Origin of the sequence: Alteromonas sp. KUL17 (assembly GCF_006538305.1) — a bacterium.
In the GTDB taxonomy this organism is placed as follows: Bacteria; Pseudomonadota; Gammaproteobacteria; order Enterobacterales; family Alteromonadaceae; genus Alteromonas; species Alteromonas macleodii.
The window spans coordinates 1-19,695 of sequence record NZ_BJKJ01000014.1; the positions used below are offsets into that span (position 1 = coordinate 1).

The following is a 19,695-nucleotide window of genomic DNA, read 5'->3' on the forward strand; positions in this document are numbered from 1 at the left end:
GCTCAAATGGTACAGCTCCATAGTTGACGCAGCCTGGGCCGGAGGCATATGAAATTAAATTCGTGGGGATCCCTCAGGGTCAGAGTCATGACTCTGACCCCCTAATTTGGGGCTGTTAGCTAAATACGCCGATTAGTTTATACAGGCCTAAACCAATCACAGTACCCACTACTAGAAAGCCTGCCAGGTTACTTTTCCATGTGTTTCTAAATTCACCCAGTGCGGTGCTTTTATTCATAACGACCAATAGGAAAATGGCTATAATTGGCAGTAAAAGAGCATTAGTCGCTTGAGCAAACAAGATGGCGGGTAGGGGCTTAAAGCCAAGTGCTGCAACGCTGACACCCACTACAATGATGATAAACCATACCGCTTTAAAGCTCTTGCTTTGCATATCGTCAGAAAGCCCCAGAGCTCCTGTTACCGCATAAGCGGCTGCTAGCGGCGCAGTGATAGCACTGGTTAAGCCTGCGGCGAATAACCCTAGTGCAAAGAACCACTGAGCTTTGTCACCTAAAACCGGTTTAAGCTGTTCGCCCATGTTTGAAGCGTCCATAGTGGCAGCTTGATTGAAGAACGCCATCATTGCTGTTGCCATTACGATAAGCGTAATAAGCCCACCCATACTAATAGCTCTAGCAGACTGGTTTCGGCACGCGACGACCGCGTCTTGTTTATCTTGGCCTTTCGATGATTTTGCAACTAGGCTCGCGTGAAGAAACAAGTTGTAAGGCACGATGGTGGTACCAATAAGCGCCAGCACCGTGGTAATGGCGTCAGCGTCCAGCCGCGGAGACATTAACTGACTAAACATCGCGGCGATATCAGGTTTGGCTACTAACAGCGTGATAAGAAATACGCCAGCCATAATAAAGACGAGATAAACCAGTACTGTCTCTATCCACTTGTAGCTGCCCGACCAGAGTAAAACTATAGCGATCGTGCCCAAAATACTGGCCCAGGGGCCAATGCCTATACTGATAAATGCGTCTAGGCCGATTGCTGCGCCGGTTAGGTTGCCCGATTCATAGGCTGCGTTGCCAATGCCGATAGCACTGACAATAAGCACGATAAAAAGATTCTTTAGCCATGGCTTGTAAGCCATGTTTTTCATTGCACTGGCTAGGCCTTGGCCGCTGGCCACACCTAAACGCGCAGCCATGTCTTGCAATACTATGGTTGCGAATATGGAGAAAAGGAGCGCCCATACTAGGTGAAAGCCAAAGCTTGCACCTGCCAGACTTGCCGTAGTTACTGTTCCAGGGCCAATAAAGGCGGCCGCGATGATGTATCCTGATTTATCTTTTGCCATTGCAACGACTCTTAGTTAAGTTTTGCTATCATGACAATAGGTAGGCGAGCACGCAACAGTACCGCTAAACCAATACAGTAACAGATTGGTTTTAAACCTATTGTCGCGTACCCAGAGTAGAAGTTTGTTGTTTACTCTTTACCTTATTCCCCATTATTTTGGGTAGATAAAAGGTTACAAAACATGCCCTCTACAAAGTGGCCGCGCAGACTACCGTTTCATAAAAGAGAACGCAAATTAAAATAGGATGGTAATGGTGAAAGATGGGTTTCCAATAAAAACAATCAGCGGTATTGTTTCGCTTCCCAGTTTCGAGAATGTGCTTCCGAATGCTTATTATGTAGATGGAATGATCTTTGCCGTTGCCTCCGCACCAGAAATTCCCATGCCCGAACAGTGGATGCCGTGGCTCATACAGTCTAGTGACAGCCAGCTTGTAGACAAAGACGTAGATAAGCTTGCTGATACATTAATGAATGGCCTGCGGGCGCATTTGGATTTTATGCGTCAGGAAAAGTCGCCCATGCCTAATGAATTAACCGTTGCGATAGAGGTGCAAGGAACGACGAGGCCTTCGAAAGAGCTCGAAAGCTGGCTAAATGGGCTTTTACACGTGCACAAGCAATTAGAACCTGTGTGGCAAAATGCGTGGAACCATTGGGAAAAGCATTTAGAAAAAAGTAAGGCGAACAAGAAAGACTGTGACAGTAAAGAGCCTGAGGAAAAAGAACCTGCAGAAGCTCGCCTGTCTCGATGTTTAAAGCTTTTCTCAACGCTTGCTAATATTGAATTAGCTTTGTCTTACAGAAACGACAAACAAGCTGCTCAGCTTGAAAGTAATATAAATATGCTTGTTAAACAGCTTCCTTCGGTGCTGGCAGATTACACTAAATTGTCAGGGGAGCTAGCAGGCGCGTTACCCAATCAATTTGAAACTTTTAACAAAGTAACCTAGGGGCAAGTTTCATAGCTGGGAGCTACAGGAGAAGCAAAAAACAAAAAGCGCTAATTCAAAACTAGCGCTGTCTTTGTTGTTGATGTCGTTGATTCAACGTGTGTTTAAGCGAAGCGGTATAACTGTCTAGTTCAAGCTTTGCCTTTTCGTATTGCTCGTTAAGAAGCCGTGAAGCAGGCTCCCTCATAAGCGCCTTAAAGGCAATGTCTGTCTGCTTGAGCAAATGCTTGAGGTGTTGATTACTGTCATCCATGTAAAGAATTCCGTTAAAAACAATTCGTTAAACCCGAGAAACAGCAGGTTCTGGGCGACTATGTGCAATGCTTACAACACTCTCAACAACAAGCTTAAAATTACTTATAACACTACACAGCAGTACTGGTTCCTTGAGTACTGACTTTTCAATAGCTTTGTACGTGCGCCTTTACTATTTAGTTTGGCTGAAACTTTTATAAAGGTTTTACCACAGCCAGGCAAACGATGGCGAGAATAATAAGCACCGGCGCTTCATTTAAAAAGCGATAAAAGCGCGGAGAGTGTCTATTTTCGTCGCGTGCAAATTGCTTCATTAACTTAAACAAATAGAAGTGATAGCCGTAAATAGCAAGCAGCAGCAGCAACTTTATGTGAAGCCACCCCGACATTTTAAACCAAGTTCCACCATAGCTGACAATAAGCGCAACGCCGAATGCCAGAGTTAACAAGGCGAATGGAGTAACAAAGAACCATAGGCGACGTTCCATGACCTTAAATTCGTCTTTTACCACTTGAGATTTCGTTGTCGCGTGATAAACGAAAAGTCGCGGTAAATAGAAAAGTCCTGCCATCCAAGCCAGCATGAAAAAGATGTGCAGCGCTTTAAACCATAAAATGTACATACTAATAATGAGCCTTTTGTAAGAAGCTTTGTAAGATATTCCACGTTACTACGCCAATAATATCGTTTAGCTCCTGATCGTAAATATAAACTGCGCCAGAGCGCGAGTTTTTAAGGTGTTCGTATACTTCGTGCAGCGTAGACTGCGCGCTAATACCTTCCATTTCGTAATAGTTTAACGCTGTTGCATCGTGTTCCAAACTCACATTGTATTGGACCAGCTTATACTGCACATCTATTTCAAATTTTAACTTCTGAATGACAATTTTTGTTGGATCGCTTTCTAAGTAGTTAATTAACGCTTGCTCTGGCGCATCGTGAAATAGCTTGTAATCTGTATTCATCGCCGCAAGCACACCTGTCTTTTCAAGGGCTTCGCGAATAGATGAGATAGCGTAAGGGAGATTTTGATAATCAAGCTGGCGTATGAAAATAGAGCGGTTGCCAAAGAACTGCGTTGAAGTCACATAAGCAGGCACGATGACCAGCATGGCTGGTAGAATAATTTGTGGGCTGTACGATAGCTCCATAACCGCGGAAAGCGCTGCAAGAGGCGCGTGTAATACAGCGGTCAACATGCCCGCTATACCTAACAGGGCGAAGCTGTTGGTAAATTCGGGTACGTCAATAAAGTACGACAGTGGCAATAAAAGTACGGCGCCAGCGAGCATGCCAATAACCATCACTGGGCCAATGATCCCTCCTGGAATACCGAGGCCAATAGCAAATACCGCCAAGATAACTTTAAACACTAAAGTAGAAACCAACAGCAGCGCGCCGGGGGAGCTATCAAATAAGTGCTCAACATCAATAAAGTTGGCGCCAAGGGCTTCAGGTATAAACATACCAATAGTACCGGTAATTAGCGCCGCAAGTATTAAACGCCACACCATGGAAACCGGCCTGAACCACGTCATCACCCGCATAAGCTGGCTATTGAATAAAACTGCCAGCATGCCTAACAGAATGCCTAGTAGCACCAAGTAAAAATACATCCACTGGCTAAATGCATTAAACGATAAAAACGAAAGCTCGTTTACTTCCCCAAATACAATGCGAGTGAGCACAGAGCCACAGGCAGCAGCCAGCATGACAGGGACAAAAATATGTATTTTGTATTCCCTAAGTACCACTTCCATCACGAATATTACGGCAGCAAACGGGGTGTTGAATGATGCCGAGATCCCTGCCGCAATGCCGCAGCCTGCAAGTATTCGAATACTGTTATAAGGTAAGCGAAGCCATTGCCCTAAGAAACTACTGCCTGACGCGCCTAAATGAACGGAAGGGCCTTCTCGACCAACAACGAAACCGCCGGCCAGGGCTAGCATGCCCCCAAAGAACTGGTTAATGGTGGTTCTAAATGGAATATGACCGTAATAGTACTTCACTCGATGAATAACAAAGGGAATACCTAATCGGTAGTGCTTGAAGCCCGTAAGAAAGGCAATAAATAGAATTAATCCTACACTGGTAAATGGCATGATAAGCCAAACCAACCAGTCATAGGTAAGCACCGACTGAAGCGACGAAACGCCTGTTTCTTGTAGCCATTCTACGCACAGCCGAAACAGTATAATGATAAGCGCCGCACAGGTTCCCCCTACAATGCCCAGCATGCACAACTGAATGGATGTGCGTGGATGAGCTACTTCCTCTCTTAAAGCCTGCAAGCGCATGTTGTGGTACAGTAGATTAACGTGAAAAGAAGCTTACCATAAACACCTAAAATTCATAATGTTTAGAGCGCCTTAGCGCACGGTGTTTTTTGTTGATGTAGATATTATGACGACAGATCAGTTAAAAGAAGTTTTAGGCAACTACAAGTGGACACTGTTAGTGGCGCTTATTATGTTTGCGATGATTGGTTTCGGCTATAAGCTAGCGCGAATTATTGACGAAGGCGACAGCAAGAAAGTACAGGCTCAGCAAGAAACGATTGCCTTATTATCAGAAGAAAATAATGCGTTAACCACAAAAGTAAATCAGCTTGAAGTCGCCATGGAGCTTTCCAAACTTGAAGCAGAGAACATTACTAATTCGTTAAGTGAACAGAAAAAAGAGCTTGAGGCCCAGCAAGAGCTTTTAAGTTTCTACGAAAGGGTCATGGCACCAGAGAAAACCGACGACGGCTTTGCTATTGAAGGGGTAGAGGTCTTTAAATTAAGCGAAAATACTTATCAACTCAGGTTGGTTTTACTGCAGTCTAAACAGAAAAAAGCAGTGATAAACGGCAGTTTAGAAATTGCCGTAGTCGGTCAGCGAAACGGTGAAGCGATCACGCTGAAATCGGGCGAATCGAGCCTGCTGGCAGAAGATATCAAATACCGCTTTCGCTTTTTCCAAGCCGTTAACGTAACTCTCACTATCGAGGAAGATGTAAATCCCGAAACCATTAGTTTTTCTACAACGGTCTATCAATATAAAACTCGTAAAGGGAACTATGAGATAAGCGTGCCGTGGAATGAAGCGCTTTCTGTCGAAATAGAGTAATCGCTGTAGGGCAGCGCTATCCTAGCCGTTAATTCAACCTTTTAACGCATCGAAAGCTCTATTCAAACAAATACCAGTAGCCATAACCCACAAGAAACGCAGGAATAGCAGAGTATACTGTGGCAATAAGCGCTGCTTTGGGTGAGAGCGCAATGGCGGGAAACAACGCGTCGCCGTCATTACTTATTGCATTGCCAAGTTTTGCGGAAAATGGAACTGCGCCATTAAGGTATAAGCTGGTTACCAATATCTGTGGACCGCAACCAGGTAAGAAACCAATGACAATGGCTAGCCCAACTAAGCCGGGACCCATGGATTGAAGCAGCCCAGCAATGTCTAGCCCAAACCAGACAACAGACAGCTCGAACATAAGAAAAGCGAGTACTACCCATGCCAATACAAACTGTGTGTCTAATGCGGCTTTCTCTCGCCATTTAGGCGGAGGCGGAATTAAATCCTCTTTTGTAATCGAAGCGTACCCGCTTCCCGAACCACACAAGGACCATAGTCCAAGGCTCGAAATACATAACGCTGCGCCAATCAGCGTTAGGGTGCGTTCACTGATAGCAAGGTAGCTATGTACAGGAAGTTGAAACGCCAAGCCAAGCGCAATCGCCAACGAGGGTAAGCTCGCAATCATCCAGAATACTTTAGAAAGTGATATGGCTTTGTGGCTTACTGTTTTGGGTTTATCACAGTTTTGCGATTGTTGGAGCGCACCATCGGCTTCAGGAGCTTGGTAATTATGAAATTTATTGACCACCAGCCCCGTCATTGCACCCACCGTGACGCTGACGGCCATTACGGTTAAAGCATCTAACGGCGCTTGGGCGAGTAACAGAAATGCGGCATCGCCCATCGTGCTGGTTAGCACTGCCACCACGGCTCCAAAGCTTGTCACACCTCGTGTGTACTGAGTGACAACGATGATAGCACCACCGCAGCCTGGCAGAGCACCAAGTAGGGCAGATAATCCTACCTCATGTACAGGGTGCGCTTTCATATAATTACCAATAGCATCGGCTGAAACGCGCAACGTGGCGACGTAATAAAGCGCAAGCGATGCATATACAAACGCTGCCACTTGAAAAAATGCATCTGACAATACCGACAAGGTAACTGCCCGGGTGCTGTTATAAGTAAGAAGAATGGCTATAAACAGCGGCATCAACAGCCGTTTGTTTGCTAAGTGAGGAATAATCCTGTTTCGTGATAGGGCGTCAGAAAAAGAAGGTAAGTGCTTATACCGGACCACCGCCTTAGCGCTTTTTGATGTGTGAGACGCCGTATTCATTGCAACTACACCCTCGACTTACTGTTATCCATGTTTAAGGCGTGCCGAAAACGACACGCCTTGGTATTTCAACGCCCTAGCTTGAAAGGGTAACCGTGCCTTTCATGACGCCGATGTGGCCGGGGAATGAACAGAAGAACATGTATTCTTCATCTTTGCTTAACCCTTCAACAGAAAAGGTCGTAGAAGTCTGTTCACCGCCGCCAATAATGTCAGTCGCGCCAATTACACGCTCATCGTCTGGCTTAACGTAATTGTTGTCTAAACCTGCACTCATACCGTCTGTTGCCACTGCTTGTCCGTTGGCTTTTGTTGTCATTACCCAGTTATGGCCCATGGCTTGTTTAGGCAACTGACCTGTGTGCTTCAAAGTCACGGTAAACTCGCTACAACTCGCCGGGATAACAACGTTCGACGTGTTGAACTGCATGGCATCGTTTGATTCCACAGTCACTTCGCATTCGTTAGCAAGTGCACTTGAGGCCATAAGGAAAAGGGTGGCGCCACCAAGTAACTTCTTGATCATAAAAAATGTCCTTTGAATGTTGATTAACTTTACCTGCAGGAGGTATTAGATGATTCAATTTTCATTACGAAAAAGAATAGCACTGGATCATTGTAAATGCTAACGATTATCATTTATATTAAATTATTGTGTAGAACAAGCTCTTTTGTATTTATCGAGCTTTTTATTTTTAGATGCATGAGGAATGCATATGTCTTCGATACGACATACAGCTCAACGCGTTCGAATTGGATACAAGGACGATGTGCTGAACACTGTGTTTTTAAAAAATTATCTAGATGGCGTGACTTGTGTTGCCAATTTATTGCTACGCGATAGAGATAAATTTTCGGTCTATAAAAATGCGGTTGAGGTGCTTTATGAAACCGTGTGCGATCCGCTGGTCAGTCAGCAATGGCGGCATAGTTGTTTAGATCATTTGTACAAGCCGTTGCTTAAAGCCGAATGCTACGCGCATAACGAGAGTGATCGAATTGCGCTTGCGAGAATAAAAATAGATATGAATACGCGAAGGCCTGTTGACCTTTGATGTTCAGCAAAGAGCAACAGGCCCTAGTACCCATTCTTTATAATTCACTGTCTAGGGTGCAGTGTTTTAATGCCATCAGCCTTAACAGGGCTCTGATAAAAGCGTGGCAACCACGCCGAAAAACTAGCTATATCAACACAAGGATACGAGTCATGACAGCAACACGCACAGAACGCGACAGTATGGGCGAGCTACAGGTCCCCGAAAATGCACTCTACGGCGCGCAAACTCAGCGTGCCATTCAAAACTTCCCTGTAAGCGGGCAGCGCATGCCCGAAGCCTTCGTACGCGCGTTGATTACAGTAAAAAAAGCCGCAGCACAAGCCAACATGAAACTCAAAGTGCTGGATAAAGATCGCGGCCAAGCCATAGTTAAAGCCTGTGATGAGCTGTTGGCACTTGATGATGTGATGCAGCATTTTCCCGTTGATATATTTCAGACTGGTTCAGGCACCAGCACAAACATGAACGCCAACGAGGTCATTGCTCGCTTAGCCTCTCGTTATTCTAGCGAAGAGGTTCATCCGAATGATCATGTAAATTACGGGCAAAGTTCAAATGATGTGATCCCTACCACCATTCATGTTAGCGCGGCTATTGCATTGTCAAACGAGCTTATACCGGCCGTTGAAAGTTTAGTTCGTACTATTGAAGTTAAAGCAAAGTCGGTAGCGCAATACTGCAAAACCGGACGCACTCATCTCATGGATGCGATGCCTGTAGGCATGGATCAAAGCTTACTGGCTTGGGCTTCTCAGCTTAAGCAGCAGATTAAAACCCTGCGCGCTGTGCAGCCAGCTATTCAAACCCTTGCCCAAGGAGGCACTGCCGTGGGAACAGGTGTAAACGCCCATGCGGATTTTGCTACGACATTTTCAGATGCGCTAGGGGAGCTGACCGACATTGCGTTTAAGCCCGCTGACAATTTCTTTGCATTGATTGGCTCTCAAGACACAGCAGTGACGCTTTCCGGTGCGACAAAAAGTTTAGCCGTCACCCTCATGAAAATTGCTAATGACTTGCGCTGGATGAATTCTGGGCCTTTGGCTGGTTTAGGTGAGATTGCGCTGTCTGCGCTACAGCCAGGTTCATCGATTATGCCCGGCAAGGTAAACCCGGTTATTCCGGAAGCAGTGGCGATGGCTTCAGCACAGGTAATAGGTAACGATACGGCGATTACCGTAGGTGGGCAGTCTGGGAATTTTGAGTTAAATGTAATGCTACCAATGATTGCCAGCAATTTGCTTTCAAGTCTGTCGCTAATGACCAACAGTGCGACGCTAATCGGCGAGCAGGCGATCGAGGGCTTTACTGTAAATCAAGATAACATTGAAGCTGCGCTTTACAGAAACCCCGTGCTCGTCACCGCGCTCAACCCTGTTATTGGCTATGCTAAAGCCGCAGAAATAGCAAAAACAGCCTACAAAGAAAACAAGCCTGTTATTGATGTGGCTGAAGCGATGACAGATATCCCCAGAGGCGAGCTAGAATCACTACTAGACCCGAAAAAACTTACCACACCTTAAGCGCTGTGAGAAAACGAAGATGATAAAAAGTGCGATCTACGATCGTACTTTTTTTGTGGTGAAAGAGACGTTTGTATACAAACAGGACGCACTAAAAACTCGCATAATTTACGCTTGATTAAAAACTGCTCAACGATTGGCACGTTCTTGGCTTGTTCTAGGGTTATTATCAGGGTAAAACGTGTTTTAACCGGTATACAGTTGCTGTATGCGAACGGGATTTTTGATACAGTGACGCAATAAATAAATTGTATAGCTGCGTAAGACAGCAACAGACACTAGCGCTAATAGGTTTTGCTTATTGTCATGGCTAATTGCTATGAGGAAAGTGACGCCTTTTCGGGAAGAAAAAATGACAGAAACTTGCTTTCGCATGAAGGGCACTACGCTCACCAGTATTGTGTTAGAAGTAATAGATTTTGAGCCAGATAATTTTGAAGCTCAGTTATCTCAGAAGGTCGCGAGCGCGCCGCAGTTCTTTACCCGTTCCTCACTGATTTTACATTTGATAAAGCCTTTATCTGCTACAGAGTTCGAGCTGCTGGTGGCGCTATGTCGTCGACTGCAATTGCAGCCCATGGCCGTGAAAGGTGAGGTGGCAGAGCTGAAGCCCACTATCAATGATTTGGGGTTAGCCGATGTAAGCCAAAGCAAATTTACAGACAGTGCCCTTCGTTCGCACAAAGCGAATGGTAGTGAAAACAATAACGGAAGCGGCGAAAACCCGTCTCAAACCGCACAACAAGATCAAACCGTTTCAGCGCCGCCAAAAAGTGAACCGGCTCCTGCAGCCGCAACCACGCTCAAACCTGCCAAAGTAATTAACCGTCCGGTACGTTCTGGTCAGCAAGTCTATGCCGAAGGCGGAGACTTGGTGGTAACGGCTTCTGTAAGCGAGGGGGCTGAACTGCTTGCCGATGGTAATATTCATGTTTACGGCACCCTGCGCGGCCGCGCGCTGGCAGGCGTAAAAGGCAATACGGGAGCCCGTGTATTTTGCCAGTCGTTAGACGCGGAGCTTATTTCAATTGCAGGGCAATTCATTATGCACGAAACCGTGAAAGGTGAATGCTGGAAGAAACCTGCACAAGTATATTTAGAAGAAGAAACATTACGTATAGAGCCGTTGGCTTAATGCTTTGTACGCACTAATAGGAAAGAATAGATGGCAAAGATTATCGTAGTAACCTCAGGAAAAGGTGGTGTAGGCAAAACTACATCGAGTGCAGCAATAAGTACGGGACTTGCGTTAGCAGGCCATAAAACGGTAGTGATCGACTTCGATGTGGGCTTGCGAAACCTTGACCTTATCATGGGATGTGAACGCCGCGTTGTTTACGATTTTGTAAACGTCATTAATAAAGAGGCCTCACTTAAACAGGCACTAATTAAAGACAAAAGAACGGAAAACCTTTTCATTCTTCCGGCATCACAAACTCGCGATAAAGACGCGCTTACCGTTGATGGTGTGCAGGCCGTATTAGATGAGCTTAAGAAAGACTTTGAGTTTATTATCTGTGATTCGCCAGCGGGGATTGAGCAAGGCGCACAGATGGCGTTGTATTTCGCTGATGAAGCCATTGTGGTTACTAACCCTGAAGTGTCGTCTGTACGTGATTCAGATCGTATTTTGGGTATTCTTCAAAGTAAATCGATGCGCGCAGAAAAGGGCGAACCGGTTAAAGAACACCTTTTATTAACCCGATACAACCCAAGTCGTGTTGAAAGTGCTGAAATGCTAAGTGTTGCAGACGTTGAAGAAATTTTGGCGATTCCACTATTGGGTGTTATTCCAGAATCTGAATCGGTGCTGAAAGCATCTAACCAAGGTCAGCCGGTTATTCTTGACGAAGAAGCTAATGCAGGACAAGCTTATGCTGACGCTGTAAAACGTCTGCTAGGCGAAACTGTTCCACATCGTTTCCTAGAAGCAGAGAAGAAAGGGTTCTTTAAGCGTCTGCTAGGAGGGAAGTAATGGGAATTTTCGACCTGCTCAAAAAGAAGCAAAAGCCAAGCACCGCAGCGGTCGCCAAAGAGCGGTTACAAATCATTGTTGCGCACGAACGTAAAAAGCGGACAGAGCCTGATTACTTGCCAATGATGCAGCAGGAAATTATTCAGGTAATTCGCAAATACGTGACGATTGCTGACGATCAAGTATCAGTACAGCTAGACAATAACGATGATTGCAGCGTACTTGAATTGAACGTGACTTTGCCAGACAGCAATAACTAAGGCTTAATCGCTTAATTAGTTATGGCTGCCTGCCAGCGTTCTTTCACCTTAGCCGCTCATTAGATCTTCATCGACATCTAGTTGTTTGGAGGCTAGCGCGATTAAACGCTCATCAAGTGGAGGCGGAGAGATATCTACGCCTTCACTGAGTTTGTCGATAACGGCGTCAAGTACGTTAACCCTTGCTTGCCACTTAAACTCTCCGTTAATTACATGCCATGGCGCATAACGCGTGTGGGTGTGCTTGAACATGTCATTTGTAGCTTCTACGTAGGCGTTTCGCATCTTGCGGTTATGCAAGTCTTCTTCGGTTAACTTCCAGCGCTTGAAAGGATTATGCAGCCGCTCTTCAAATCGCTCGCGCTGTTCCCTTGACGAAATATGCATAAAGAGTTTGATAATACGAACCCCGCTGTCACTGAGCGTTTTCTCAAATGCGTTTATTTCTTCATAACCGCGCTGCCATACCTCTTCATCAACCAACTTATCTACTCTTTCTACAAGCACTCTTCCGTAATGTGAGCGGTCAAATATTTTAAGTGTGCCAGGGGAGGGGATGTGTTGCCAAAAGCGATAGAGAAAGTGTTTGTCTTGGTCTTCTTTTGCGGGCTTTGCCACAGGAAATACACTCACGCCACGAGGGTCTAATTTCTCAGTAATACGCCTTATAGCGCCGCCTTTCCCTGACGCATCCCATCCTTCAAACACAATAAGTGCTCGTTTTTTCTGATGAAAGTAAGATTGCTGAACGTGAAAGAGTTTTTCTTGCTGTTTCACTAACGAGTCTTTGTATTCTTCTTTGCTCGTAAAGCGAGACTGTCCGAAATCGTCAAACAGCACTGGGGTAGAAGAAGGTAATTGGGAGTTGTCGGTTGTACTCATATGCCGCCCCTTTATTCGTGTATCGTCAATATTTTAGATACGTTGACCACACTGCTATTTTCTATCTGTTAGTGTTAACTAGTTTACTTAACTTTTCTATCTCAACGTGTCACTTAACAGAAATGCCGTTAATGTGCAGTAACTTGAATCGTTAAGTTTTGCCCCAATTATTGCTAACTATCCGCAAGTATTAGATAATTGCGACCAAGCACAAAGTGCGAAAGCACGAGGTTAATGTAGAGGTGGGTATGTCTGTAGAAACGGCGTTGCCAATTGAGTTTTCAGACGCTGCAGCAGCGAAAGTGAAAGCCCTTGTTTCAGAAGAAGAAAATCCTGATTTGAAATTACGTGTTTACGTAACAGGTGGTGGTTGTTCTGGCTTCCAATATGGTTTCACGTTCGATGAGAAGGTGAACGAAGGCGATATGACCATTGAAAAAGACAGCGTAACTATGGTTGTCGACCCGATGAGCTTACAATACTTGGTCGGTGGCATTGTCGATTATGTAGATGGTCTGGAAGGTTCACGGTTTTTAGTTCAAAACCCAAATGCCACGACGACTTGTGGCTGTGGTGCAAGCTTTAGCGTTTAAGGGCTTAAGCTATACACTACTACGCTTTTTAAGCGTTGAACGTTCAGCTTTGAGCGCTTGATGTTAATACGATAGGCATACATCGCATCATTTTGTATGCCTGTCGGTTGTCTTGTTCTTAACACTTCCTTTTATTTTCAAATTCCGGCTACACTGATTTCATAGAACGACTACGGTTTAGGACAGCGTTTATGAAATTATATGGCTCCACCACTTCTCCCTACGTGCGCCGCATTCGCATCGTACTTGCGTCTACAGAACATGAATTTCTTAATCTTCAAATTTTTTCAGGTGAAGATCGCGAGTTGCTCGCCTCTCGCAACCCTACGCTTAAAGTGCCTTGTCTTGAAGATGACGGCCAAATGATTTTCGACTCTCGCATTATTTATAACTACCTTGCCGATAAGCTTGATCACGAAGGGTTAAGTTGGGAAGAAGAGAATCAACTAACCCTGATTGATGCAGCTAACGACTCCTTTGTTCAGCTTATGCTGCTGAAACGTTCAGACTTTGATATTAGCGAAGACAAAATGTATTACCGTCTTCAAAACGAGCGAATTGAAGCTGTGTTAGATGCGCTGTCAAACCAGCTTGATGCGGGTGGATTTAGTGGTTGGACTTATCCCGAAATCTGTTTGTACAGCATGATTGACTGGGTACTTTTCCGTGAGCTACACAGCATGAAGGATTATCCTCAGCTGTTATCGTTTCATGAAAAGCACCATGATCGCATTGAGATAACGGCAACTGACCCTAGAATTTAAGCGTCAGCGTAACTAGCTACAGACAGGCTGTATTTTAGCCTTGAATGGATGACGAGAAGGGCTATTTAAACACTAATAGCCCTTTGCAAAATCAAACTGATAATTAAGCGATTCACCGTTGATGTAACGCAGCGCATTCTCTAAAAACACGTCGGCTACGTCGCTTGGCTGTGATTCCGCTGCAGTGTGAGCGGTTACTGAAATACGAGGGTGCTGCCAAAACGAATGAGCGGGGTCGAGAGGCTCGTTACGAAAGACGTCCAATACTGCATGGGCCAATGCGCCGTTGTCTAAAGCTTGCAAGAGCGCATCGTCGTCAACCGCACTGCCTCGCCCTGCGTTAATAAATACACTGTGGGGTTTCAGCGCACTAAAAAATTCGTGAGAAAGCATGTTTTGCGTAGATGGCGTGTCGGGCATTAAATTCACCACGTGGTCACATGCTCTGGCAAACGCTTCGATAGTGTCGGGTGTATAAACAGCATCGGCACCTTTCACTGCTTGCCCGCTTCGGGTTAAACCCACAACGCTCATACCCAATGCGTGAGCAACGGGAATCAATGCTTGCCCAATACTGCCCAGTCCAGCAATGCCAAGTGTTTGTCCATTTAGCGGCATACGCTTTGATGCTTCCCAAATTGGCTGGGCGGCACGCTGGTTTTGCTCAAAAGCCTTTACGTTTCTGGCATGCCCAAGCAAGTAAGCAAAAACATATTCCCGCATTAGCTTACCAAAAATTCCCTTTAGTCCGGTAAGTATGTAGTTCTTCTTATCGGCATTTAGAAGGGGAGCATTGCCTGCCCAGGTAGACTGACACCAGGTGAGTGCTGAACATGTATCAATGATTCGAGACGCAAGGTCGGGGTCTGCAAGCAGTACCGTAACGGTTTCTGGATTTACATCTCCTGGGCATTGAGCAATTTTTTTAAGCGTTAAAAGCGGGAGACCATCAGCGCCTATGAAGTCGTTATTATCTGCTATTCTTTGGCGAATCGCTTCGGCAATATCATTCGACTCATCGCTCAAAATAGTCAGTTCAATCCTCTTTGAACTCCTTGCTGTCATTTGCTTAACACTCCTAAAGTAAACTTTTCTTTCCTCTGTCTGACTGCATAATCGTAATGCCAATTGTTCTAAAAATGTGATTTAGGTTTTACATTTTTGTAAACAGTGTTGGTGTCATGTACATGCACCTGAAGTCAATTTGCAACGGAATCGCTATGCAGTCAGAAAACAAATTCCAAAACTCAACAGATGTTGATGTAACGCACGCTAAGGTGCTTTCACCTAAGCGTAACACGACCCAAGCCGAAACAACGCAGGCTTTAGTTGAGGAACAATTATCTCATTTCGGTATAAATGCTGAGAGCGACTACGGTAGGGCACTCGCCAACACCGCTCATCACTTATATGGTGCTCAAGCAAGCGTTATGCAGCTATGGGATATTACGAGTAATACGCTACAAGGACTTGATAAAGAAGACAGACTGGCTTATTTCAACGCTAAAAAGTTTCTGTCTTTTCAAATTGCCAAGATACTGGATACGTTGCAAAACCCATTTCGTGCCACGTACCAAAGTTTGTCGAGTGGCAATGGCTCGCAAGGGCACTATCCACTGTTCGACAATGTCACGGCACTTTTTTCTGCAACACCGGTGGTGGTAAGAACAGCGACTTATGTGTATGCCTGTACTGAATGGGTCGACGACGCGTTTCAAGGCAAAGAATTTACTCACCAAATTTATTCACGTCTGTTGAACCCAACGAATATTTCCCTTGCTAACGCCATTGTGGATATGGAAGCGGGTCCTTACGCTGCCGAATATCTAGCCTGGAACTTCAACTCGGGCATGGCTGCCATTGATGCGTGTTTATCAAATGTTCTTAGTCATGGCGATGTACTGATTGTTTCGAGGAACGTGTACGGCGGAGTGTACCAGCTACTTCATGATTATTTCGCCCGCAGCAACCGAATGGACATACAGATTGCGTGGTTTGACGGTTATGACGCACAGAGCTTTGCAGAGTTCATGCAGCAAACTAAAACTGAACATGCGTCGCGTTTAAGCAATGGTGCGAAAATGCACGTGTATTTAGAGTCGCCTTGTAACCCACATGGTTACGTATTGGATGTGCCTGGGATCTGTGAATTAGCGCATGCACAAGATGCGTTGGTAATGTTGGACTCCACCCTTGCGACACCTGTACTGCACCAGCCACTTCAGCATAAAAACAAAGCTGCACGACCTGACTATGTGATCCACAGCTACACTAAAGATTTGTGTGGTAGCGGTGCTACCACTGCAGGCGTAGTTATTGGCGAAGGGCACCGCATGTTCCAGCCAAAAGGCAGTTCAGCAAATGGTGTTGATTGGTCACAGACCATGTTTTGGGATGTGTACTACATCAAAGGTGCGTTCTTAGATTCTGAAAAGGCCTTTGATGTATTAAACGGCATGAAGACCTTAGAGCAGCGCATGATGACCAAGGTCATCAATACGCAAGTGTTTACTGCATTTTTGAATGCCCACGATCAAATTCGCGTTAACTGTCACGCACTGCCTGAACACAGTAATGCCGGTTTGCGTGAAAAGCAGCATACACACGGCTGGCCGTGTACTTTATTCACGGTTGATATGGCGCCGGCAAACCTTCCTCGCGATGTATTTGTGCGGTTCTTCGATGCCTTAGAGCCTGCATTCAGCCACCAAGTGAGTATTGGCCAGAATAATACGATAATTTTATGCCCGGCGCTGACCTCTCACTCTGAGCTCAGCTCAGACGAGCAGAAGAAAGCAGGGATAGAACTGACGACTATGCGTATCGCCATGGGTACCGACAACGTTAAACAGCTCATTGCCCACTTTATGCTAGCCGCCAAACATTTTATCGAGCCTCATGTTCCAGGATTTTGTGAAAAGTTTATGGCAAATGCCGACATCGACAATCTGTATTTGTCGGTAAGTGAAAGAGTAAGTTCACAGCACTTTGGCAGCAAGGCCAGTATGGATTCACTGATGAAAGGTGCATAGGTTCATTTTTTAGCTCAAGAAGTTGCTTTGAGCTGTCGATAAAAAATATTGAGGATGTTCTCCTTCTCCCGGGCCTTTCCTTACGCGGGCTCGGGATTTTTTATTTATAGCAAAGGTAAATGACGCTAGAGCGCCTAACTTTTGTTATAAGGTAAGATAGACACAGATCTTTAACGTCAAAGAATATCTAAGGCAGCCTTATGCACGAGTTTAAAATTGATGTAACGCTAGATGCATCATTGCCCTTTGTTTTTGCAGCATTTCACGAGCCTGAATATCTTAGTGAGTGGTTTGCACCGGGCGATTGTTCGGTCACACAAATCATGAGTGATTTCAAGGAAGGCGGTCGCTATCGCATAAAGATGATGGATCCCAGCGGTATTGAAATGTCATTAACTGGTGAGTATGTGACTATTTTAGCGAACGAGCAGCTGTCGTTTTCCTGGGCGTGGGAAGATGATATGGAAGAGTCGGTGATGACATCAGTGGACATTCACTTCGAAAAGACCGAAGAGGGGAATGTAAGGTTGGTGCTCATTCAGCAGGGCTTTCTCAATAAGCAAGAGTGCGATCAGCACAACTACGCGTGGATGTCGTGTCTAGAAAAACTTGCCGTATTAGCCGCTAAGAAAAAGTCGTTTAACTAAGGCCATATTAAAATAGTGAGAACGCGTTAGCATTACGCATCGTGTTATCTCAAATAACGCTTTTGAAAAGGGCAGAGCGCTAGGCTCTGCCCAAAGACAATCAGGTCAGCGAAGTCATCGCGTCTTTCCCACTCTTCTCGCGGTAGGTTTCAAAATCGTTGTAGCCTTCAACACCACCTCCGTACCACGATGATGGATCGTCAAAGGACTCGAGAGGGTAATTATGCTTAAATCGTGTCGGAAGATCTGGATTCGTGATCCAAGGCCTTCCGAACGCAATCATGTCACCATCGCCGTCAGATAAACGTTTCTCGGCTTCTTCTTTGGTGTAGCCACAGTTTCCAATGATCATACCGTCGAAAAGCGCTCTAAATTCAGCAAGGGTCATGGCTTCGCCTCGTTCATGGAAGCCAAAGGCCAAGCCATCCATTACGTGTAAATAACCTATCTCCAATTTGTTTAGCTGTTGGGCAACAAAGGTAAAGGTTTCACGAAAATCATCGGCCCCCATATCGTTAAATACACCGTTTGGCGATAATCTCACGCCAACGTGCTCTTTATCCCACACGCTCAATACTGCATCCATCACCTCGTCCAAAAAGCGGTAGCGGTTATCGACACTACCACCATAATTATCGGTGCGCTGATTGCTGCGGCTATCCAAAAATTGATTGATGAGATAGCCATTTGCAGCATGAACTTCCACACCGTCGAATCCGGCTGCCTTGGCGTTAACGGCCGCTTTTTTGTAGTCTTGTACTGTGCGTTTTATATCGTCAAAGGTCATCGCCTTTGGCACTTCGTAAGGTTTCTTGCCTTTAGGCGTGTGAATTTCATCCCCTTCAATTTTTATTGCTGATGCAGACAGGGGCAAATTTCCATTGTGGAAGTCGCTGTGTGATGCGCGTCCAGTATGCCAGAGTTGCAAAACGATTTTTCCACCGGCCTCGTGCACTCTATTGACCACCGAGCGCCAGCCCTCGACCATGTCGTCGGTATAAATTCCGGGGGTATCAACCCAGCCAATGCCTTCTTCTGAAATAGCCGTTGCTTCAGTAATAATGAGCCCTGCATCTGCGCGTTGTACATAGTGATCGCCCATAATTTTATTGGGTATGCGATCGGCGCCAGCTCTACCTCTCGTCATAGGGGCTAATACCATGCGGTTTTGCAATGTATTCTCTGCCCAATCAAACGAGCTAAAAAGTACTGAGTCTGTCATTTCAATCCCCATATAAGTTACCTAAAAACCTAGCTCAAACTACCTTTAAACGCTTTGAGAGCTAGGGGCTTCGAGACCTAGTAGATACTGATCAAACGTTTGTTTGGATTGCTTTGATAGGGGCTTTGCAAAGGTGCAATGTAAAAACACTGTTTTGCTAATGCTTAACTAAGTTCGGATTGGAGTGAACACGTGTGAACGAGTGCGGTATCGAAGTCAAAAGATTGGAGCGCTTTTGAGATAGCTACGAGCTGAGTTTTCACGTTTTTCGAACTTTCGAAATCTACATTGCCAACCGATGAAATAAGATCTTCGACCACATAAACAGCCTCAGTGTCATAGTCTTCGAGATAAGTTTTTAATTCTTCGAGTTTGCTTGTAATAGCACTAGATATAAGAGGATCGCTGTTCTTTGTGTTATTCGGCTCAGAAAAAGAGGATAAATTTGAAAGGCTCTGCAATACAATATTCAATTCATCTAAGGTTTTAGCGAGTGTTTCACGAACCGCTTTTTTACCCAAGCAGGCCTGCTCAAGTTCGTGAGAGCTTGAATATAGCGCTTTAGCCCCGATAGTACCCGCTAAGCTTTTTAATGTATGGGCTTCTCTTGTCATTAATTCTGCGTCGTTAGCACTCATTGCGGTGTTAAAAGAAGAGCGAAAGTCTTTGTATCTGTCATAGAATTTAGAAAGCTGCTTCCTATACAGTTTACTATTATTGTTAGTAGCTCTTAGCCCGAACGAAATATCTATACCCTTTAAAGCAGGTATGCTGTTGTCAGACTTTATATCTTGTTTTTCGATATCTA

At 45.2% G+C, this 19,695-nt stretch carries 21 protein-coding genes; 11 read left to right on the forward strand and 10 right to left on the reverse strand.

Annotated elements, in window-relative coordinates; translation table 11 throughout:
- Nucleotides 1-115 precede the first annotated feature (115 nt).
- Nucleotides 116-1,312: an Nramp family divalent metal transporter gene (locus KUL49_RS12950; protein WP_131137549.1), complete on the reverse strand. Its 1,197-nt coding sequence runs from the start codon at nucleotides 1,310-1,312 to the stop codon at nucleotides 116-118.
- Between the two features lie 253 nt (nucleotides 1,313-1,565).
- Between KUL49_RS12950 and KUL49_RS12955 the strand changes: the two genes are divergently transcribed.
- On the forward strand, nucleotides 1,566-2,267 hold the full coding sequence (locus tag KUL49_RS12955; protein WP_131137550.1) for a UPF0149 family protein: 702 nt from the start codon (nucleotides 1,566-1,568) through the stop codon (nucleotides 2,265-2,267).
- 61 nt (nucleotides 2,268-2,328) lie between these two features.
- Here KUL49_RS12955 and KUL49_RS12960 read toward each other — a convergent pair whose 3' ends face one another.
- The 3 genes from KUL49_RS12960 to KUL49_RS12970 form a co-directional block, all read right to left on the reverse strand.
- Nucleotides 2,329-2,520 carry a hypothetical protein gene (locus KUL49_RS12960; RefSeq protein ID WP_014950582.1) on the reverse strand — a complete coding sequence of 64 codons (192 nt, stop codon included), beginning with the start codon at nucleotides 2,518-2,520 and terminating at the stop codon, nucleotides 2,329-2,331.
- A 196-nt stretch (nucleotides 2,521-2,716) separates the two neighbouring features.
- Nucleotides 2,717-3,145 (reverse strand): CopD family protein, encoded by a 429-nt coding sequence (locus KUL49_RS12965; RefSeq protein ID WP_014950581.1) that lies wholly within the window; start codon nucleotides 3,143-3,145, stop codon nucleotides 2,717-2,719.
- 1 nt (nucleotide 3,146) lies between these two features.
- Nucleotides 3,147-4,823: a chloride channel protein gene (locus KUL49_RS12970; RefSeq protein WP_131137551.1), complete on the reverse strand. Its 1,677-nt coding sequence runs from the start codon at nucleotides 4,821-4,823 to the stop codon at nucleotides 3,147-3,149.
- Between the two features lie 106 nt (nucleotides 4,824-4,929).
- Here KUL49_RS12970 and KUL49_RS12975 point away from each other — a divergent pair, with 106 nt between their 5' ends.
- Nucleotides 4,930-5,637, forward strand: coding sequence for a DUF6776 family protein (locus KUL49_RS12975; protein ID WP_131137552.1), 708 nt, complete (start codon nucleotides 4,930-4,932; stop codon nucleotides 5,635-5,637).
- A 58-nt stretch (nucleotides 5,638-5,695) separates the two neighbouring features.
- Here the strand turns inward: KUL49_RS12975 and KUL49_RS12980 are convergent, their stop codons facing one another.
- Nucleotides 5,696-6,931, reverse strand: coding sequence for a putative manganese transporter (locus KUL49_RS12980; RefSeq protein ID WP_131137553.1), 1,236 nt, complete (start codon nucleotides 6,929-6,931; stop codon nucleotides 5,696-5,698).
- A 76-nt stretch (nucleotides 6,932-7,007) separates the two neighbouring features.
- Nucleotides 7,008-7,457 carry an azurin gene (gene azu, locus KUL49_RS12985; RefSeq protein WP_131137554.1) on the reverse strand — a complete coding sequence of 150 codons (450 nt, stop codon included), beginning with the start codon at nucleotides 7,455-7,457 and terminating at the stop codon, nucleotides 7,008-7,010.
- A 190-nt stretch (nucleotides 7,458-7,647) separates the two neighbouring features.
- On the opposite strand from azu, the gene KUL49_RS12990 reads away from it, so the two are divergent.
- The 5 genes from KUL49_RS12990 to minE all read left to right on the forward strand — a co-directional run bounded on the left by KUL49_RS12990 (nucleotide 7,648) and on the right by minE (nucleotide 11,747).
- Nucleotides 7,648-7,986, forward strand: a complete 339-nt coding sequence (locus KUL49_RS12990) for a hypothetical protein (RefSeq protein WP_131137555.1) — start codon at nucleotides 7,648-7,650, stop codon at nucleotides 7,984-7,986.
- Nucleotides 7,987-8,138: 152 nt separating this feature from the next.
- Nucleotides 8,139-9,512: a lyase family protein gene (locus KUL49_RS12995; protein ID WP_131137556.1), complete on the forward strand. Its 1,374-nt coding sequence runs from the start codon at nucleotides 8,139-8,141 to the stop codon at nucleotides 9,510-9,512.
- 352 nt (nucleotides 9,513-9,864) lie between these two features.
- Complete coding sequence (minC, locus tag KUL49_RS13000) at nucleotides 9,865-10,647, forward strand: septum site-determining protein MinC (RefSeq protein ID WP_039235299.1); 783 nt, start codon at nucleotides 9,865-9,867, stop codon at nucleotides 10,645-10,647.
- A 30-nt stretch (nucleotides 10,648-10,677) separates the two neighbouring features.
- Complete coding sequence (minD, locus tag KUL49_RS13005; protein ID WP_014977272.1) at nucleotides 10,678-11,487, forward strand: septum site-determining protein MinD; 810 nt, start codon at nucleotides 10,678-10,680, stop codon at nucleotides 11,485-11,487.
- Nucleotides 11,487-11,747: a cell division topological specificity factor MinE gene (gene minE, locus KUL49_RS13010; RefSeq protein ID WP_014950572.1), complete on the forward strand. Its 261-nt coding sequence runs from the start codon at nucleotides 11,487-11,489 to the stop codon at nucleotides 11,745-11,747. The genes minD and minE overlap by 1 nt, the downstream gene beginning before the upstream one ends.
- Before the next feature lie 48 nt (nucleotides 11,748-11,795).
- Here minE and KUL49_RS13015 read toward each other — a convergent pair whose 3' ends face one another.
- Nucleotides 11,796-12,629 (reverse strand): polyphosphate kinase 2 family protein, encoded by an 834-nt coding sequence (locus tag KUL49_RS13015; protein ID WP_131137557.1) that lies wholly within the window; start codon nucleotides 12,627-12,629, stop codon nucleotides 11,796-11,798.
- 248 nt (nucleotides 12,630-12,877) lie between these two features.
- Here KUL49_RS13015 and erpA point away from each other — a divergent pair, with 248 nt between their 5' ends.
- Nucleotides 12,878-13,222, forward strand: a complete 345-nt coding sequence (gene erpA / locus KUL49_RS13020) for an iron-sulfur cluster insertion protein ErpA (RefSeq protein ID WP_014950570.1) — start codon at nucleotides 12,878-12,880, stop codon at nucleotides 13,220-13,222.
- Nucleotides 13,223-13,413: 191 nt separating this feature from the next.
- Nucleotides 13,414-13,986, forward strand: a complete 573-nt coding sequence (locus tag KUL49_RS13025; RefSeq protein ID WP_014950569.1) for a glutathione S-transferase family protein — start codon at nucleotides 13,414-13,416, stop codon at nucleotides 13,984-13,986.
- Between the two features lie 72 nt (nucleotides 13,987-14,058).
- On the opposite strand, the gene KUL49_RS13030 is transcribed toward KUL49_RS13025, so the two are convergent.
- Entirely contained in the window at nucleotides 14,059-15,051 is a 993-nt protein-coding gene (locus KUL49_RS13030) for a D-2-hydroxyacid dehydrogenase (protein WP_131137558.1), read from the reverse strand.
- A gap of 155 nt (nucleotides 15,052-15,206) precedes the next feature.
- Between KUL49_RS13030 and KUL49_RS13035 the strand changes: the two genes are divergently transcribed.
- Together KUL49_RS13035 and KUL49_RS13040 are read left to right on the forward strand one after the other, a co-directional pair.
- Nucleotides 15,207-17,018: a PLP-dependent aspartate aminotransferase family protein gene (locus KUL49_RS13035; RefSeq protein ID WP_041449864.1), complete on the forward strand. Its 1,812-nt coding sequence runs from the start codon at nucleotides 15,207-15,209 to the stop codon at nucleotides 17,016-17,018.
- Nucleotides 17,019-17,218: 200 nt separating this feature from the next.
- Nucleotides 17,219-17,665 carry an SRPBCC domain-containing protein gene (locus tag KUL49_RS13040; protein ID WP_014950566.1) on the forward strand — a complete coding sequence of 149 codons (447 nt, stop codon included), beginning with the start codon at nucleotides 17,219-17,221 and terminating at the stop codon, nucleotides 17,663-17,665.
- Nucleotides 17,666-17,765: 100 nt separating this feature from the next.
- On the opposite strand, the gene KUL49_RS13045 is transcribed toward KUL49_RS13040, so the two are convergent.
- Both KUL49_RS13045 and KUL49_RS13050 read right to left on the reverse strand, forming a co-directional pair.
- The gene (locus tag KUL49_RS13045) at nucleotides 17,766-18,887 is read right to left on the reverse strand and encodes an alkene reductase (RefSeq protein ID WP_131137559.1); all 1,122 of its coding nucleotides are present in this window, start codon (nucleotides 18,885-18,887) and stop codon (nucleotides 17,766-17,768) included.
- Nucleotides 18,888-19,051: 164 nt separating this feature from the next.
- Nucleotides 19,052-19,690 carry an Hpt domain-containing protein gene (locus KUL49_RS13050; protein WP_131137560.1) on the reverse strand — a complete coding sequence of 213 codons (639 nt, stop codon included), beginning with the start codon at nucleotides 19,688-19,690 and terminating at the stop codon, nucleotides 19,052-19,054.
- Nucleotides 19,691-19,695 lie beyond the last annotated feature (5 nt).

Bases quoted from the DNA above. Each gene is read 5' to 3' on its own strand.
- azu (WP_131137554.1), bottom strand. From the start codon at position 7,457: ATGATCAAGAAGTTACTTGGTGGCGCCACCCTTTTCCTTATGGCCTCA.
- KUL49_RS12970 (WP_131137551.1), bottom strand. From the start codon at position 4,823: ATGCGCTTGCAGGCTTTAAGAGAGGAAGTAGCTCATCCACGCACATCC.
- KUL49_RS13030 (WP_131137558.1), bottom strand. From the start codon at position 15,051: ATGACAGCAAGGAGTTCAAAGAGGATTGAACTGACTATTTTGAGCGAT.
- KUL49_RS13025 (WP_014950569.1), top strand. From the start codon at position 13,414: ATGAAATTATATGGCTCCACCACTTCTCCCTACGTGCGCCGCATTCGC.
- KUL49_RS12955 (WP_131137550.1), top strand. From the start codon at position 1,566: ATGGTGAAAGATGGGTTTCCAATAAAAACAATCAGCGGTATTGTTTCG.
- KUL49_RS12995 (WP_131137556.1), top strand. From the start codon at position 8,139: ATGACAGCAACACGCACAGAACGCGACAGTATGGGCGAGCTACAGGTC.
- KUL49_RS13045 (WP_131137559.1), bottom strand. From the start codon at position 18,887: ATGACAGACTCAGTACTTTTTAGCTCGTTTGATTGGGCAGAGAATACA.
- KUL49_RS13035 (WP_041449864.1), top strand. From the start codon at position 15,207: ATGCAGTCAGAAAACAAATTCCAAAACTCAACAGATGTTGATGTAACG.
- KUL49_RS12950 (WP_131137549.1), bottom strand. From the start codon at position 1,312: ATGGCAAAAGATAAATCAGGATACATCATCGCGGCCGCCTTTATTGGC.
- KUL49_RS12965 (WP_014950581.1), bottom strand. From the start codon at position 3,145: ATGTACATTTTATGGTTTAAAGCGCTGCACATCTTTTTCATGCTGGCT.
- KUL49_RS13015 (WP_131137557.1), bottom strand. From the start codon at position 12,629: ATGAGTACAACCGACAACTCCCAATTACCTTCTTCTACCCCAGTGCTG.
- minC (WP_039235299.1), top strand. From the start codon at position 9,865: ATGACAGAAACTTGCTTTCGCATGAAGGGCACTACGCTCACCAGTATT.
- KUL49_RS12980 (WP_131137553.1), bottom strand. From the start codon at position 6,931: ATGAATACGGCGTCTCACACATCAAAAAGCGCTAAGGCGGTGGTCCGG.
- KUL49_RS12960 (WP_014950582.1), bottom strand. From the start codon at position 2,520: ATGGATGACAGTAATCAACACCTCAAGCATTTGCTCAAGCAGACAGAC.
- KUL49_RS12975 (WP_131137552.1), top strand. From the start codon at position 4,930: ATGACGACAGATCAGTTAAAAGAAGTTTTAGGCAACTACAAGTGGACA.
- minE (WP_014950572.1), top strand. From the start codon at position 11,487: ATGGGAATTTTCGACCTGCTCAAAAAGAAGCAAAAGCCAAGCACCGCA.
- KUL49_RS13040 (WP_014950566.1), top strand. From the start codon at position 17,219: ATGCACGAGTTTAAAATTGATGTAACGCTAGATGCATCATTGCCCTTT.
- erpA (WP_014950570.1), top strand. From the start codon at position 12,878: ATGTCTGTAGAAACGGCGTTGCCAATTGAGTTTTCAGACGCTGCAGCA.
- KUL49_RS12990 (WP_131137555.1), top strand. From the start codon at position 7,648: ATGTCTTCGATACGACATACAGCTCAACGCGTTCGAATTGGATACAAG.
- minD (WP_014977272.1), top strand. From the start codon at position 10,678: ATGGCAAAGATTATCGTAGTAACCTCAGGAAAAGGTGGTGTAGGCAAA.